This is a genomic window from Pseudomonas sp. CCI1.1 (assembly GCF_034348165.1).
GTDB classification, from domain to species: domain Bacteria; phylum Pseudomonadota; class Gammaproteobacteria; order Pseudomonadales; family Pseudomonadaceae; genus Aquipseudomonas; species Aquipseudomonas paracarnis.
Window position 1 is genome coordinate 5706932 of sequence record NZ_CP133780.1, and the last position, 16557, is coordinate 5723488.

Here is a 16557-nt window from a genome sequence, read left to right on the forward strand (position 1 = left end):
GATCAAATTAGCGGGGTCAGTAGACATCCCGACGATAGCGGCCCTGTTCGATCAGGCGCTCCAGCGCCTCCTTGCCCAAGATGTCTGCCAGTGCCTGATCCACCCCCGTCGCCATCCCCTGCAAGCTGCCACACACATAAATCGCCGCGCCATCCGCCAGCCATTTGCGCAGCACATCCGCTGACTCGCGCAGGCGATCCTGTACGTAGATCTTCTCCTCTTGATCGCGGGAAAATGCCAGGTCCAGCAGGGCCAGGTCTCCACTGGCGAGCCAGCCTTGCAGTTCGTCCTGGCACAGGTAGTCGTGGGCGATATTGCGCTCGCCGAACAGCAGCCAGTTTCGCTGCTGGCCGTCGGCAATGCGTGCTTTGAGCAAGCTGCGCAGGCCCGCAAGCCCGGTGCCGTTGCCCAGCAGAATCAGTGGCACAGGCGCGTCGGGCAAATGGAAGCCGCTGTTGCGCCGCAGGCGCAGGCTGATGGCCGAGCCGAGGGCGGCGTGTTCAGTCAGCCAGCCGGAGCCAAGCCCCAGGCTGCCGTCGGGGTGGCGCTCCTGGCGCACAATCAGCTCCAGCACGCCGTCGCTGGCAATCGAGGCGATGGAGTATTCGCGCATGCCCAGGGGGACCAGCGCGTCCACCAATGCCTGGGCGTGCAGGCCGACCAGGTGCGTGCGGTTGTCCGGCAGTTGGCGCGTGGCCAGGGCTTGATCAAGGGTGTGGGCCACGCCGTCGATCACCACACCGTCGCTGCCGACCAAGCCCAGGCCGGCCAGGAAGTGTTCGATGGCCCAGGGGCAATTGCGCGGCAGGACTTCCACCAGGTCGCCGGCCAGCCAGCTGTGTGCAGACGTGGATGTGAGGCCCAGCAGGTAGACGGGCGAGCCGACACTGTCGGGGTTGAGCAGGGTGCGTTGGCTCAGGGTCCAGTTTTCGTACTGGGCCGTCGGCCAGGCCGCTGCCGGCGCATGCCCGGTGAGCTGGCCCAGTTGCTGTTGCCAGGTGTGCAGGGCCACTGCGTCGCCGCTGTCGACTTCCACCGGGGCAAACAGCGGGGTGCCGCCCTGGTTGGTCAGCCAGAAATGCAGGCGCCGGGCAAAGCCGCAAAAATGTTCGTACTGCCGGTCACCCAGGGCCAGCACCGAGTAGTTCAAGCCTGTGAGGGGCAGCGAATGGCCGAGCACGCTGCGCTCGAAACCTCGGGCGCTGTCGGGGGCTTCGCCGTCGCCAAAGGTACTGACCACAAACAGCGCGTTCTGTGATTGGCTGAGGTCGTCGCGGCTGACACTGCCCAGGGGCTGCACCTTCACCGCCAGGCCCGCAGCCCGCAGTTGCCCGGCCGTTTGCCAGGCCAGTTGTTCGGCAAAGCCGCTCTGGCTGGCGAAGCCGATCAGCCAGGCCGGGGCATTGCTGTGGTTATCTGTCAAACCTTTGCGGGCATCGCGGACCTGGCGCTTTTTGCGGCGTCGGTCCAGGTACAGCAGCCAGCCCGTGATGAAAAACAGCGGCATAAGCAGTGAGCTGACGGTGAGGACGATGCGCCCGACCAGGCCGAAATAGCTGCCGGTGTGCAGCGCATACACACTGGTCAGCAACTGCGCCTTGAGGCTTTTGCTGGCGTAGCGCTCGTGGGATTTGACCTCGCCGGTGGCCGGGTCCAGGTTGATCTGGTTCAGCGCACGGTCATGGGGCGATGAAGTGAGAAGGTAATACACGGTGGCCGGTTGCCCGGCGACCGCGGGCATCCGAATGTTGTAGGCGCTCAAGTCGGGACCGGCGTTGCTGTAGATGCTGCTCCAGATCGCGTCATAGTTGGCCACCGGAGCCGGGCCTGAGGGCGGGGGACCGCGCTTGCGCATGCGCTCGTTCTGCGGCGCGTCGGACAGCAGTTTGGTCACGCCACGGTTGTACCAGTCGTAGGACCAATACAGCCCGGTCAACGCCGCCAAAAGATAAAACAACAGGCACCAGGTGCCGAATACCGAGTGCAGGTCCCAATTGAAGCTGCGGCCCTTTTTGCGCCAGTCCAGGGTCAGCCAGACGCGCCAGCTTTTCACCTGGCGCGGCCAGCGCAGGTACAGGCCGGAGAGGCAGAAAAACAGCAGGATCAGGGTGCAGGCGCCGGTGATGTTGCGCCCGGTGTCACCGATGGCGAGGAAGCGGTGCAATTGCAGGATAAAACCGAACAGGTCCTGGCCGACCGCGTCACCCATGTAGTCGCCGGTGTACGGGTCAAAGTAGCGCATCTGGCCACGGCGCTCGCCCGGTGGCGGGGTGAAGGACACGCGGCCGGCGTTGCCGCTTTCACTTTCTACCCACAGCATGGCCACGGTCTTGCCTTCGGCCGCTTCCAGCTTGCGTACCAACTCGGCGGGCGGCAGTACACCGGCCTCGCGTTTCTGCACGCTCAACACGGTGGGGTTGAGCGCCCGCAGGATCTCGTCCTGAAACGAGTACGCGGCCCCGGTGACCCCCATCAAGGCCAGCACCAGCCCGGCCGTGATGCCGAAGAACCAATGCAACTGGAACAGGGTTTTCTTCAACACGTCGGAGCGCCTCGCTTAGCTGGATATCTGATCACGGCGCGCATTATGCCGTGAGTTGCCTGGGAACACGCAAAAGCCCCACGCATCCGATGTGTGGGGCTTCTGGCTGGAACTTTACCGCTTTTAGAAGTGGAAGCTGGTGGTCAACAACGCCGTACGCCCCGCCGCCTGGTTGGCGAAATGCGTGGAGAAGGCCTTGTCGTAGTAGGTTTTGTCGGTCAGGTTCTGCACGTTCAGTTGCAGGTCGACGTTCTTGGTCAGCTTGTAGCTGGCCATGGCGTCGTAGCGGGTGTAGGAGGGTACATACACTGTGTTGCCGACATCGCCGTAAACCTCATCGACGTAGAAGGCGCCGCCGCCGACGGTCAGCTTGGGCGTGATCTCGTAGGTGGTCCACAGGCTGAAGGAGTTCTTCGGCGTGTTGGGCATCTGATTGCCTTTGTTGGAGCCCGCACTCACGACACCGTTACGCCCGTTGAGGCCGGATTTGACCAGTTCGCTGTCCAGATAGCTGTAGCCCGCAAACACCTGCCATTGTTCGGTGATTTTGCCGCTGGCGGACAACTCGATGCCGTCGACCTGAGATTCACCGGCGTTCTGGTAGGTGAGTGCATCCACCAGGATGCGGGTGTTTTTCTTCTCGGTGCGGAACACGGCTGCGGTCAGGGACAGGCGGTCGTGGAACAGGTCCCATTTGGTGCCCAGTTCGTAGTTGACGGTTTCTTCTGGCTGCAAGTCGCTGGTGGCAGCACCGGCAGACAGCGGGTTGCCGTCGGAACCTTCGCCTATCAGGCCACCGGCTGGCGTGGCCGATGTGGCGTACGAGGCGTAGATGCTGCCGTTCTCCACCGGCTTCCAGACAAGGCCGGCCTGCCAGTTAAAGAACTGACTGTCGTCCTTGATCTTGCTGCGGGCTTTTACCGTCGCGCTCGGCACTGTGTTGGTGTTGGCTTCGGTGTCAAAGGTGTCGTAGCGCAGGCCCACGTTCAGCAGCCATTTCGGATCGAGCTCGATGGTATCGAACACGTACGCGGCGCGGCTGGTGGCTTTGGTGTTGGTGCCCATATAGTTGCGCGCAATGCTGCCGTTCCAGGCGTCGTCCGGGTTCGGGTTGCTCAGCGACGTGCACTGGCCGCCCAGGCTGCCCTTGGCCGTTGTGCACACTGGGTTGGCGTTAGGGCTGACGGTGTAGCCGCTGACACGGGTTTCTTCACCGGTGAACTCCAGGCCAGTAGAGTAAGTGTGCTTGAAGCCCAGGGCCTGGAAGCTGCCAAACAGGTCAGTCTGGTTGGTGGTTGTGGTCGTGGTGGAGACACGGCTGTTGGCGCGACGCCAGACGGTGCCGTAGCGGTTGACGTTGAACTTGCTGTCATCCGGCTGGGTGAGCACATAGTCCTGGCCGGTGCTGCCGTGACGCAGGGTGTTCTTGAGCGTCATGTTGTCGTTCAGGTCGTGCTCGATGGAGACCGTGCTGATGTCGGCGCGGGTCTTGCGGAAGTCACGGCTTTTCAAACCGTAGAAGTTGTTGCTGTCGCCGCCGTCGTTGGGTTTGTCATGCGCGTGGGCCGTGGCGGTCGCTGAGCCATAGCCATACGGAATCCCCGAATCCGGCAGGTCGTCACTTTCCATGTGGTAGTAGCTGAGGTTGACGCGGGTCGGCGTGCCCAGGCCAAACGTCAGCGACGGTGCCACGCCCCAACGGTCGTAGTTCACCGCATCGCGGCCAGCCACGTTTTGTTCATGGCTCATCAGGTTCAGGCGGAATGCCGCGCTGTCGTCCAGGAACTGGCGGTTCACGTCGAGCACGTAGCGGCGGGTCTGGTCGGAGCCATAGGTAAAGCCGCCGTTGGTGAAGTCCCGCGCTTGTGGGGTCTTGCTCACCAGGTTGAGGCTGCCACCGGCCGAACCACGACCACCGAACGAAGAGTTCGGGCCTTTGCTGACTTCGATGGACTCGATGTCGAAGATCTCGCGGCTCTGGCCGCCGGTATCGCGTACGCCATCGAGGTAGGTATCGCCCTGGGCATCAAAACCACGGATGAACGGACGGTCGCCCTGAGGATTGCCACCTTCACCGGCACCGAAGGTGATACCCGGTACGGTGCGCAAGGCGTCCTGCAACGAGGTGGCGGCGGTGTCCTTGAGGACTTGTTGCGGCACCACAGTGACCGAACGCGGCGTGTCCACCAGCGGCGCGGTGTACTTCTGCGACGAGGCTTTTTCCACCTGGTAGGAGGTGTTGTCCTGCTCCTGGCCGGTGATGTTGGTGGCGCCGAGGGAGATAGGGGTGCGCTCGCCTTTTTGCTCGGTGTTTTCCGCTGCCTGCGCCATGTGGGCGGCAGAGCTGGCGCTGAGTGCAACGCCGATGGCCGAGGCCAGCATACGCGGTGAACTGGCGGTTGTTATTAGTGTAGTGCGCGACATGACGTGTCCCTTCCCCAAGGATGTGAGGCCGCGGAATATAGGGCCAACAAGACTTTGTATCAATTGCGAGATATTGCTATTCGCATCGAATTTACATTCTTTACACTTTTTTGTTACGGATTTTGCGCTCTCGTTCGTCCCCGTGTTTTACAGGGAGGATAAGAATCAATACCATTGGCGCCTCTCTGATCGCAGGTATTGCCTCATGTTGCTGCACATTCCCGGCCTGTTCTCTCGCGAGGAGGTGCTGCGCATTCGCCAAGCCCTGGAAGAGACCGAATGGGCTGACGGCAAAATCACCGCCGGGCACCAGTCGGCCAAGGCCAAGCACAACCTGCAATTACCCGAAGGCCACCCCCTGGCCAAGGAAATCGGCGCGGCGATGCTGGAACGGTTGTGGAGCAACCCGCTGTTCATGTCGGCCGCGCTGCCGCATAAAGTCTTCCCGCCACTGCTCAACTGCTACACCGCTGGCGGCAGTTTCGACTTTCATATCGACAACGCGGTGCGCCAACCCAAAGGCAGCCATGAGCGCGTGCGCACCGACCTTTCGTCCACGTTGTTCTTCAGCGACCCCGACGACTACGACGGTGGGGAACTTGAGATCCAGGACACGTTCGGCCTGCAACGGGTCAAGCTACCCGCCGGCGACATGGTGCTGTACCCCGGCTCCAGCCTGCACAAAGTCAACGCGGTGACCCGTGGCGCGCGTTATGCCTCGTTCTTCTGGACCCAAAGCCTGGTGCGCGAAGACAGCCAGCGCACCTTGCTGTTTGAAATGGACGGCGCGATCCAGCAACTGACCCGCGACGTGCCCGACCACCCTGCGCTGATCCAGCTCACCGGCACCTACCACAACCTGTTGCGCCGCTGGGTCGAGGTCTGAGCATGGGCTTTTTATTGCGCCGCGAAGAAGTGCTCAATGTCGAACAATTGCAGAGCATGCTCGATGACTCCCCGGTGCGCGCCGCCCAGGCCATTCTGATCGCGGCCAAGGCAGGCGTGGTCGATGCCCAGGCCCTGCTCGGGCAAATCTTGCTGAAAGGGCGCGGCATTGCCCGCGATGAGGCCCTGGCGCTGCGCTGGTTCCAGATTGCCGCGCAGGGCGGGCACCTGATGGCGCGCAATATGATCGGGCGTTGCCGGGAGCATGGCTGGGGCTGCGCTGTCGATGAAGCCGCCGCAGCACGGGAATATCGTCTGGCGGCACACGCCGGGTTGGATTGGGGGCAGTACAACTACGCCAACCTCTTGGCTACCGGCCGTGGCGTTGTTGAAGACCAGGCGCAAGCACTGGCGCTGTATCGCCAGGCTGCCGAACAGGGCCATGCCAAGTCGATGAACCTGCTCGGGCGTTACCTGGAAGACGGGCAGCATTGCCCCAAGGATGTTGAGGCGGCCGTTGAGTGGTACCGCCGCTCAGCCGAGGCAGGTGATTTTCGTGGGCAGTTCAGCCATGCGGCGGTGCTGGCAGGCAGCGGCCAGGTCGACGCGGCGCTGGAGTGGTTGCACAAGGCGCTGGCAGGCGGGAATCTCAAGTTTCTGCAAACGGCACACAAGGCGCTGGCACGGGCGGATGACCCGCGAATTCGCGCCATGGCCGAGTTGTACCAGCAACGAGCTACGAGCTGATCGTTCCCACGCTCCGCGTGGGATGCCGCCCTGGACGCTCCGCGTCCGCACTTGAGCGCGTAACGCAGAGCGTCACAGGAGGCGTTCCCACGCAGAGCGTGGGAACGATCGGGGGTGGGGTTAAACGTAGAAGGATTTCAGCGGCGGGAACCCATTGAACTCAACCGCGCTGTAGCTGGTGGTGTAGGCACCGGTCGACAACCAGTACAGACGATCACCAATGGCCAGGTTCAACGGCAGGCCGTACTTGTAGTTTTCGTACATGATATCGGCGCTGTCGCAGGTCGGGCCGGCGATGACCACTTCTTCCATCTCGCCTTTCTTCTCGGTCCAGATCGGGAACTTGATGGCTTCGTCCATGGTTTCGATCAGGCCGGAGAACTTGCCCACATCCGTGTACACCCAGCGCTCGACGGCGGTACGGGACTTGCGCGCCACCAGCACCACTTCGCTGACCAGGATGCCGGCGTTGGCGATCAATGAACGGCCTGGTTCCAGAATGATTTCCGGCAGGTCGTCCCCGAAGTCTTCCTTGAGGAAGCGGATGATTTCTTCAGCGTAGGTTTCCAGGCTGTTGGTGCGGGTGATGTAGTTGGCCGGGAAGCCACCGCCCATGTTGATCAGCTTCAGGTGGATGCCGTCTTCTTCTTTGAGGCGTTCGAAGATCACCTTGACCTTGGCGATGGCTGCGTCCCACACGCTGATGTCGCGCTGTTGCGAGCCGACGTGGAACGAGATGCCGTAAGGCACCAGGCCCAGGTCGCGGGCGAGGATCAGCAGGTCCATGGCCATGTCGGTCTGGCAGCCGAATTTACGCGACAACGGCCAGTCAGCAGTGGTCGAGCCTTCGGTGAGGATACGCACATACACTTTCGAACCCGGCGCGGCCTTGGCGATGTTGCGAAGGTCGGCTTCGGAGTCGGTGGAGAACAGACGCACGCCCTTCTCATAGAAGTAGCGGATGTCCTTGGATTTCTTGATGGTGTTGCCGTAGCTGATACGGTCGGCGCTGACGCCGCGGTCCATGACCTTGTCCAGCTCATAGATCGAGGCGATGTCGAAGCTCGAACCCTTGTCTTTCAACAGGTCGATGATCTCAACGGCCGGGTTGGCCTTGACGGCGTAATACACCTTGGCGAATTCGAAACCGGCGCGCAGGTCGTCGTAGGCCTGGCTGATCATCGCGGTGTCGATCACCACGAACGGGGTTTCTTGCTTGTCGGCGAACGCCTTCATTTTGTCAAAAGTGGCGCGCGCGAAATAATCTTCGACGTTGATCGACATGCTGGGAACTCCTAAGGGCAAACTAATTTGATCAATGGGTGCAAATGAACGTCCTCCGTATCCCCACTTTGGTTCGCCTACTTCCCAAGGCATGTCGCCGAAAGCAAAAAGGCCATGGGGTAAGCTGCCCTTGGCCTTGCTGTCTCGTCGTCAGTACTTGAGCCGGATGGATCGTTTCCAGCATGGACGTTCGGCGCGAACTTTAGGGCTTGGCGGGCGTGGGATCAACTAAAAATGTCGCGTTTTTGCACGCGTTCGTCGCGCGGCCGCGTGCAGCTACTTATGTAACCGACCGGTGTGACGGATTGATGTTCCCCGGATGGGGCCAATCAGATGGATTTGCGGTGTATTCATCGCAGGCAAGCCAGTTCCCACATTTGAACTGCATTCTTATGCTGGAATGCATTCCCCTGTGGGAGCTGGCTTGCCTGCGATAGCGATCTATCAAGCCAAAGCAGTTTCGGCAGGCGAGACAATGCTGGTCTTGCCCCCACGGGACTTACCGGAACTCAGGTACTCGGCAATCGACTCCTGGGTCACTTCGCCCAGGAACACGCGCTCGGCATCCATCACCGGCAACCACGAGCGGTTGAACTCGTACATGCGCGACAGCAGGATGCGCAAATGCTCGTCGTACGCCGCCGTGGCATTGAACTCGCGCAGGTACTGGCCGCAGGTGCCGGCCTGGCGGTGCAGGTCGCGGCGGCGTACGTAGCCCAGCGCCTTGTTCTCCGAACAGGTGACCACCACATAGCGGCGGTCGTGCTCGTCCATCAATTCCAGCGCATCGGCCACCGGTGTTTCCGGGCTTACCGACGGCGCGTTGTCCGCCGCGTCTTCGGCTTTTACCAGCAGCAGGCGCTTGAGGGTGCTGTCCTGGCCCACGAAATTGCTGACGAACTCGTCGGCCGGGTGCGCCAGCAGCGTGTCCGGGTGGTCGATCTGCAGCAGCTTGCCGGCGCGGAAGATGGCGATCTTGTCACCCAGCTTGATGGCTTCGTCGATGTCATGGCTGACCATGATCACGGTCTTGTTCAGCGCGCGCTGCATCTCGAAGAACTCGTTCTGGATCATCTCGCGGTTGATCGGGTCGACCGCGCCGAACGGCTCGTCCATCAGCAGCAGCGGCGCATCCGCCGCCAGGGCGCGGATCACACCGATGCGCTGTTGCTGCCCACCCGACAATTCACGCGGGTAGCGATGCAGGTACTGCTTGGGCTCCAGCTTGATCATGCTCATCAATTCGCGGGCGCGGTCGTGGCATTTTTGCTTGTCCCAACCGAGCAGCTTGGGCACCACCACGATGTTTTCTTCGATGGTCATGTTGGGGAACAGGCCGATCTGCTGGATCACGTAGCCGATGTTACGGCGCAGGGTTACTTCATCGAGATCGGTGGTGTCTTCGCCGTTGATCAGGATCTTGCCCGAGGATGGCTTGATCAGGCGGTTGATCATCTTCAGCGTGGTGCTCTTGCCGCAGCCCGAGGGCCCCAGGAATACGCAAATTTCGCCTTCGTTGACGGTCAGGCTTACATCGTTGACGGCGGTGACGGTCTTGCCGTTGCTTTGAAAAGTCTTGGACAGGTTTTGAAGTTCGATCATTTGAGCAATCCTTTTGGAGTCAGCGAGCGTTGCAGCCATTGCAGAAGCAGGTCGGCGAAGATGGCCAGGAGACTGACCAGCACGGCGCCGACGATCAGCATCGACATATCGCTGCGGCTGATGGAAGCCAGAATAAGTACACCCAGGCCACCGGCACCGATGGTGGCGGCGATGGTCATCACACCGATATTCATCACCACGGCGGTACGCACGCCAGCGAGAATCACCGGCACCGCAATCGGCAGTTCGACCATGCGCAGGCGCTGGCCGAAGGTCATGCCGATGCCGCGTGCGGCTTCGCGAATGCCTGGCTCAACGCCGGTGAGGGCCAGGTAGGTGTTACGCATGATTGGCAGCAGGGAGTAAAGGAACACGGCGGTGATCGCCGGCATTGGCCCCAGGCCCTGGCCGAACTTGGAGTAGAACGGCAGCAGCAGGCCGAACAGCGCGATGGATGGCACGGTCAGCAACACTGTGGCGCTGGCTTGCAACGGGCCGGCCAGGGTCGGGAAGCGCGTCATCAGAATGCCCAGGGGCACGCCGATGAAGATCGCGAGGATCACTGCGATGCCGACCAGGGTGATGTGCTGCCAGGTCAGGTGCAGGACCTGGGCCCAATCAAGATGGGAAAAGGCGTTCAAAAATTCCATGTCTTCTCCTTTTTAGTTGATTGGATGTTGGCGCAGGAAATCGGCGGCAACGGCGGACGGGCTTTCATGGTCGACGTCGACCCGTGCATTGAGCTGGCGCATGGTTTCATCGTCGAAAAGGTGGGCCAAAGGCTTGAGTTCGGCGGCCAGTTGCGGGTGTTTGTCGAGGTATTCCTGGCGGATCACCGGGGCTGCGGTGTAATCCGGGAAGTAGTGCTTGTCGTCTTCCAGCAGCTTCAACTTAAAGGCGTTGAGGCGCCCGTCGGTGGTGTAGACCAAACCGGCAAACACCTGGCCGTTACGCAGTGCGGTGTAGACCAGGCCGGCGTCCATTTGCCGGGTGTTCTTGCGTGTCAGGTTCATGTCGTACAGCTTGACCATGCCGGCCAGGCCATCGGAGCGGTTGGCGAACTCGGTGTCCAGGGCGACCAGACGGTGCTCTTTGGTGTTCTCGGCCATGGCGTTGGTGAGGTCGCTGATGCTGTTGATTTCGGGATGTTCCTGGGCGACTTTCTCCGGCAGCGCCAGGGCATAGGTGTTGCTAAAGCGCGACGGCGATAGCCAGACCAGGCCTTTTTTCCCATCGAGTTCTTTGACCCGAGCGTAGGACTGTTCGCTGTCGAGTTTCTCGTCGATATGGTTGTAGGCCACCAGCGACACGCCGGTGTATTCCCATATCAGGTCCAGTTGCCCGCTTTCCTGGGCACTGCGCGCCAGGTTGCTGCCCAGGCCGCCGGTCACGCGGGCGTCGTAGCCCTTGGTGCGCAGGTATTGGGAAGTGATTTCGGCGAGCAGGGTCTGCTCGGTGAACACCCGGGCGCCGATGCGGATCACGGGTTTTTCGGCGGCTTGCGCAATACCTGCAAGCAGCAGGACGCAGCCTAATATCAAGCTCAGTTTTTTCATGTGAATTCCTTTACCGGGCTTAAGACGGGCGTAACCCGCGTTCCAGCCAGAGGCGGCTAGCCATGGTCACCAGGCCATCAAGCAGCAATGCCAGCAGCGCGGTACACGCGGCGCCGAGCAACAGTTGCGGCTGATTGTTCAGAGCGATGCCGGGGAAGATCAGGCTGCCCAGGCTGTTGGCGCCAATCAGGAACGCCAGCGGTGCGGTACCTACGTTGATCGCCAGGGCCACGCGCACACCGCCGATGATGATCGGCACGGCGTTGGGCAGCTCCACGCGAAACAGCACCTGGCGCGGCGTCATGCCGATGCCGGTGGCGGCTTCCTTGAGGGAGCCCTGAACGTTTTTCAGGCCTTCGTAGGTGTTGCGTACGATGGGCAGGAGCGAGGCAAGGAACAGCGCGAAGATGGCCGGGCCGCTGCCGATGCCGAGGACGCCGAGGGCGATGGCCAGTACGGCCAGGGGAGGGACGGTGTTGCCGATGTTGAAGATCTGCATGAAACGTTCTGCGCGCCCGACCATGTTGGGTCGGCTGAGCAGGATACCGGCGGGGATGCCCACAATCAGGGCTGCCAGCATGGAGACTAGGACGAGAATCAGGTGAGCTTGCAGGTAAAACAACAAATCGTCGCGGTACAGTTCGATCGTGTTGATGCCGATCCAGTGGACCAGCAGGGCCAGGAGCGCGACGACAACCGCGCCTCCTATCAGCCCTTTGCCATAGCGAATAGCCACAGGCGGACTCCTTTTTTTCTTTTGTCGGCGAACACATTTTCCGGCGGCACTGCCATTCCTGGCTGCCTCTGAATGAGTTCGCGAAAAGCAACTCGCCGATACTGGCAATGCAGTATGCGATCGAGCCATGAGCGCAGCCTCGTCAGGCTAACTTGCTGATATTTCAGCCCCTGTTCCGAGTGCGATAGCAGGGGAGTGGACGTCTCGACCTTTTAAAAGGTTCCACACTTGGGCGCATTTAGCCACCCCCAATGGGCTCAACGGTGGTCCGTACCCTCGCGTTTGCGCTATACTCGCCGCCCTTTTTTGACTCACCTGCCAGGCGATTTCCCATGACCCACCAGGCCGCCGAAGTCGCGAAACGCCGCACTTTCGCCATTATTTCCCACCCCGATGCCGGTAAGACCACCATCACCGAAAAGCTGTTGCTGATGGGCAAGGCGATCGCGGTGGCCGGCACGGTGAAATCGCGCAAATCCGACCGCCATGCCACCTCCGACTGGATGGAAATGGAAAAACAACGGGGTATTTCCATTACCACGTCGGTCATGCAGTTCCCGTATCGCGAGCATATGATCAACCTGCTCGACACCCCGGGGCACGAAGACTTCTCCGAAGATACCTACCGCACCCTCACCGCGGTGGACTCGGCGCTGATGGTCCTCGACGGCGGTAAAGGCGTCGAGCCACGTACCATCGCGCTGATGGACGTGTGCCGTCTGCGTGATACGCCGATTGTCAGTTTCATCAACAAACTCGACCGCGATATCCGCGACCCCATCGAGCTGCTGGATGAAATCGAAGCCGTCCTGAAGATCAAGGCCGCGCCGATCACCTGGCCGATTGGTTGCTACCGCGACTTCAAGGGCGTGTACCACCTGGCCGACGACTACATCATTGTCTACACCGCCGGCCACGGCCATGAACGCACCGAAACCAAGATCATTGAAAAGCTAGACTCCGACGAAGCCCGCGCCCACTTGGGTGACGAGTACGACCGTTTCGTCGACCAACTGGAACTGGTGCAGGGCGCCTGCCATGAGTTCAACCAGCAGGAGTTCCTCGACGGCCAGTTGACCCCGGTGTTCTTCGGTACCGCCCTGGGCAACTTCGGCGTCGACCACGTGCTCGACGCCGTCGTGGACTGGGCGCCAAAGCCCCTGGCCCGCGTTGCCAACGAGCGCACCGTGGAACCGGTGGAAGAGAAATTCACCGGCTTCGTGTTCAAGATCCAGGCGAACATGGACCCGAAACACCGCGACCGTATCGCCTTTATGCGCATCTGCTCCGGCAAGTACGAAAAAGGCATGAAGATGCGCCACGTGCGCACCGGCAAGGACGTACGCATCGGCGACGCCCTGACGTTCTTCTCCTCCGAGCGTGAACAGCTGGAAGAGGCGTTTGCCGGCGACATCATCGGCCTGCACAACCACGGCACCATCCAGATCGGCGACACCTTTACCGAAGGCGAAGCCCTGGGCTTCACCGGCATTCCGCATTTCGCCCCGGAACTGTTCCGCCGCGTGCGCCTGCGTGACCCGCTCAAGTCCAAGCAACTGCGCCAAGGCTTGCAGCAATTGGCCGAAGAGGGCGCCACCCAGGTGTTCTTCCCCGAGCGCAGCAACGACATCATCCTCGGCGCCGTGGGTGTGCTGCAGTTCGATGTGGTCGCCAGCCGCTTGAAAGAGGAATACAAGGTTGAGTGTTCGTATGAGCCGATCACCGTGTATTCGGCGCGCTGGATTGATTGCAGCGATAAGAAGAAGTTGGAAGAGTTCTCCAACAAGGCCGTGGAAAACCTGGCAATCGACGGCGGTGGTCACCTGACCTACCTGGCGCCGACGCGGGTGAACCTGGCGTTGATGGAAGAGCGCTGGCCGGATGTGAAGTTCCGCGCGACCCGCGAACACCACTAAGGTCTGAGCGGTTCAGAGAATGTGGGAGGGGGCAAGCCCCCTCCCACATTTTGACCTCCTAAAGGCTGGGGATTGGCGGTAATCCGGCATCGCGACTAGCGTAAACGCTGGTGGCAGTTAATGACTGCCGTGCGGAGCCCATTTACTGACTGGACGGAATCGACCATGAGTATTTTTCAACGCGTAGTGCTGTTGATGAAAGTGCTGGTGCTGTTGTCGTTGGGGATGTCGACGGCCTGGGCGCATAACCCGGTACCGAGCGCAGCGGTGGTGACCAGTGGTCAGGCATCGCACTTGCAGTTGGCCAAGTCCGAAGCCGAACCAGGCGATCAGGGCCAGGGCGGCAGCGAGGGTGATGATGACTCTACTACCGACGAGCCCGACAGCGACGACGCAGACGCAGACGAAGGCGATAGCCAAACGTAGGCTCGCTAGAAAGAAAGCGCCTCCCGCCAGCCTATAGCTGGTGGGAGGCGCTTTTCAGACCTCAAACAATGCCTTAGAACGATGTAGTCACCGACGCGAAGTAAGCGCGGCCCGGTTCATTGTAGGTCTGGGCACCGGCGTCGTCGGCGTTACCTTTGCGAGACAGGCGCTTGTCCAGGAGGTTGTTGATGCCCACGCGTACGCTCAGGTTTTTGCTGAATTCGTAGCCGCTGCTCAGGCCCATCAACCCGTACGGGTCGACGTCCTGCTGGGCGCTGCGCTCGTAACTGCTGGCGCTGCGTGAGTTGAGCGTCGGTGCTTCTTGTTTGCCGTAATAGGTGCCGCTGACCTGGAATGACAGCTTGTCAGTGGCTTGCCAATCCAGCGTGGTGTTGACGGTGTACTTGGGGATGATGCTCAAGGGCTCGCCGGTGTCCTTGTCCTTGGAGTCGATCATGTAGGTCAGGTTGGTATTCAAGTCCAGATCATCGCGCAGGCTGATGAACAGGTTGCCTTCAACGCCCTGCACCAAGGCGGGCCCGCTGTTTTCCCACTCCAGCACGCGGCGACCGTTGCCCAGGCGGAAGGCCGCCTCGTTACTGGCGTTGATCTTGTTCTTGTAGTCATTACGGAAGTACGTCGCACTGGTACGCCAGGTGCCCTTGTCGAAAGCCAGGCCGATTTCCTTGTTGACGCTGATTTCCGGCTTCAGGTCGCGATTACCCACCAGGTAGCAACCGCCCATGTTGGCTTCGCTGGCGTTGCAGCCATTGCCACGGCTGTACAGCAAATAGTTCGGGTTGGACTGGTACAGGTTGGGTGTTTTATAGGCGCGGGCGATGCCACCCTTGATGCTCAATTCATCGGTCAACTGGTGCGAGGCGTTGAAGCTGGGGCTCCAGTTGCCGCCGTATTCCTCATGGTCGTCGAAGCGCAAGCCAGGCGTGATGACAGTCTTGCTGCCTAGCTCGATGTTGTCCTCGGCAAACAAGGCGTAGCTCGAGGCGGTGGTCTTGGTGCTGTTGCGGCTCACGCCCGGGATGGCGGGGATGCCGCCGGTGCCTGGGTCATAGCTTTGCGGGCGCAACGAGCCTGGGTCGTTCATCGACTCGTAGAGGTACTCGCTGCCCAGGGTCAGCACCTGTTCGGCACCGACGCTCAGGGGCAGGTTGACCTCGGCGGTGGCCCGAGTGTTGCGCAAGCGCGACTCGAAACGGCCTGCGCTGGCAGACGGCGCACCCTCGCCAGAACCGGCCAGGCCTTCATTGAGGCGTTCGTTGCGGGTCAGGTCGTGGGTTAGCGAAGCCAGGGTCGAGCCCCAGTCGAACTCGCCGCGGTGCGTGGCAGAAAAGCTGCTGCGCTGAATCACACTGGTTTCCTTGCCCACCAGGCTTTCCACGAATGCGCCACCGCCGTTGAGCATGGTATCACCGGCGAAAATATTGCCCTGGCGGCTGTAGCTGGCTTCCAGGTCGAGGGTTTGCTCGGGGGTGAACTGCCAGCTCAGCAAGCCGTTCACGTCTTTATTGCGCACGCCTTCGCGGCCGGCCACCAGCGAGTCTGGGGTCGCCTGTGCTGCGCGGTTGATGTCGGCGTCATCGGCGTCGGTCTTGTTCAGGCCGCCATAGACGCGGAACGCCAGTGTGTCGGTCAACGGGCCGCTGAGGTTGAAGTTGGTGCGTTTGCTCGCGCCTTCGGCATCGTTTTCGGGGAAGGCGGTGTAGGCGGTCAGCGAGCCGTGCAGTTGGTCGGTGGGGCGTTTGGTGATGATGTTGATGACACCGCCCATGGCACCGGAGCCATAACGGGCGGCGGCCGGGCCGCGCAGGATTTCAATGCGTTCGACTTCTTCGGCCGGCACCCAATTGGTTTCACCACGGGTATCGCGGTCGCCGCTCCAGCCATAACGCACGGCGTTGCGGGAGGTGGACGGCTTGCCATCGATCAGGATCAGGGTGTTTTCCGGGCCCATGCCGCGCAGGTCGATTTGGCGGTTGTTGCCACGGCTGCCGCTGGAACTGTTGCCGGTCAGGTTCACGCCCGGCTCGCGGCGGATGATCTCCGACAGGTCGTTGGTGGGCGGGCGTTTCTTGATGTCTTCGGCGGTGATGATCGACACACCGGGCGCCTGCTTGAGTTCTTCGGCAGCGGTGCCCAATACACGCGTTTCGCCCAGCACCAGGGCTTGGGGCGTGCCATCCACCGGCAGGTCTGTCGCTTGGATCGGCACTTTATCGCGCTCTTTTTCCACACTCTGCGCCAGCAGCGCGGGTGACGAAAGGGTAGCGATAAACGCCAGCGAGAGATGGCTGAGCCTGAATTGAGACGACATGTCCACAAAGTCCTTTAGGAGGGGCGATTGAACGAGAGGCGTCTGAATTTTTGTCGTGCATCCAGCGCTCTCCGTGCGTCGTAATGGTATTGATTCTCAAACAGAAG

Annotated in this window: 12 protein-coding genes; 4 read left to right on the forward strand and 8 right to left on the reverse strand. The window is 61.1% G+C overall.

The annotated features are described in order from the left end of the window. Positions 1 to 16: 16 nt before the first annotated feature. Together RHM69_RS25835 and RHM69_RS25840 are read right to left on the reverse strand one after the other, a co-directional pair. Positions 17 to 2542: a PepSY domain-containing protein gene (locus tag RHM69_RS25835; RefSeq protein WP_014716887.1), complete on the reverse strand. Its 2526-nt coding sequence runs from the start codon at positions 2540 to 2542 to the stop codon at positions 17 to 19. Between the two features lie 123 nt (positions 2543 to 2665). Next, positions 2666 to 4966: a TonB-dependent receptor gene (locus RHM69_RS25840; protein WP_014716888.1), complete on the reverse strand. Its 2301-nt coding sequence runs from the start codon at positions 4964 to 4966 to the stop codon at positions 2666 to 2668. Positions 4967 to 5171: 205 nt separating this feature from the next. Between RHM69_RS25840 and RHM69_RS25845 the strand changes: the two genes are divergently transcribed. Together RHM69_RS25845 and RHM69_RS25850 are read left to right on the forward strand one after the other, a co-directional pair. Continuing rightward, a complete protein-coding gene (locus RHM69_RS25845) occupies positions 5172 to 5852 on the forward strand; it encodes a Fe2+-dependent dioxygenase (protein ID WP_003188464.1) in 681 nt (226 codons plus the stop codon). A 2-nt stretch (positions 5853 to 5854) separates the two neighbouring features. Next, on the forward strand, positions 5855 to 6598 hold the full coding sequence (locus RHM69_RS25850) for a tetratricopeptide repeat protein (RefSeq protein ID WP_322255322.1): 744 nt from the start codon (positions 5855 to 5857) through the stop codon (positions 6596 to 6598). Positions 6599 to 6718: 120 nt separating this feature from the next. On the opposite strand, the gene RHM69_RS25855 is transcribed toward RHM69_RS25850, so the two are convergent. The 5 genes from RHM69_RS25855 to RHM69_RS25875 all read right to left on the reverse strand — a co-directional run bounded on the left by RHM69_RS25855 (position 6719) and on the right by RHM69_RS25875 (position 11776). After that, a complete protein-coding gene (locus tag RHM69_RS25855) occupies positions 6719 to 7882 on the reverse strand; it encodes a type III PLP-dependent enzyme (RefSeq protein ID WP_014716890.1) in 1164 nt (387 codons plus the stop codon). A 444-nt stretch (positions 7883 to 8326) separates the two neighbouring features. Next, the gene (locus RHM69_RS25860) at positions 8327 to 9484 is read right to left on the reverse strand and encodes a betaine/proline/choline family ABC transporter ATP-binding protein (protein ID WP_014716891.1); all 1158 of its coding nucleotides are present in this window, start codon (positions 9482 to 9484) and stop codon (positions 8327 to 8329) included. Further along, positions 9481 to 10134: an ABC transporter permease gene (locus RHM69_RS25865; RefSeq protein ID WP_003188473.1), complete on the reverse strand. Its 654-nt coding sequence runs from the start codon at positions 10132 to 10134 to the stop codon at positions 9481 to 9483. The genes RHM69_RS25860 and RHM69_RS25865 overlap by 4 nt, the downstream gene beginning before the upstream one ends. 12 nt (positions 10135 to 10146) lie before the next feature. After that, positions 10147 to 11040, reverse strand: a complete 894-nt coding sequence (locus RHM69_RS25870) for a glycine betaine ABC transporter substrate-binding protein (protein ID WP_014716892.1) — start codon at positions 11038 to 11040, stop codon at positions 10147 to 10149. A 19-nt stretch (positions 11041 to 11059) separates the two neighbouring features. After that, a complete protein-coding gene (locus RHM69_RS25875) occupies positions 11060 to 11776 on the reverse strand; it encodes an ABC transporter permease (protein ID WP_004372306.1) in 717 nt (238 codons plus the stop codon). A 332-nt stretch (positions 11777 to 12108) separates the two neighbouring features. Between RHM69_RS25875 and RHM69_RS25880 the strand changes: the two genes are divergently transcribed. Both RHM69_RS25880 and RHM69_RS25885 read left to right on the forward strand, forming a co-directional pair. Beyond that, positions 12109 to 13692 carry a peptide chain release factor 3 gene (locus RHM69_RS25880; protein WP_003188476.1) on the forward strand — a complete coding sequence of 528 codons (1584 nt, stop codon included), beginning with the start codon at positions 12109 to 12111 and terminating at the stop codon, positions 13690 to 13692. Positions 13693 to 13857: 165 nt separating this feature from the next. After that, positions 13858 to 14118, forward strand: coding sequence for a hypothetical protein (locus RHM69_RS25885; RefSeq protein WP_014716893.1), 261 nt, complete (start codon positions 13858 to 13860; stop codon positions 14116 to 14118). A gap of 73 nt (positions 14119 to 14191) precedes the next feature. On the opposite strand, the gene RHM69_RS25890 is transcribed toward RHM69_RS25885, so the two are convergent. Further along, positions 14192 to 16450 (reverse strand): TonB-dependent siderophore receptor, encoded by a 2259-nt coding sequence (locus tag RHM69_RS25890; protein WP_014716894.1) that lies wholly within the window; start codon positions 16448 to 16450, stop codon positions 14192 to 14194. Positions 16451 to 16557: the final 107 nt, after the last annotated feature.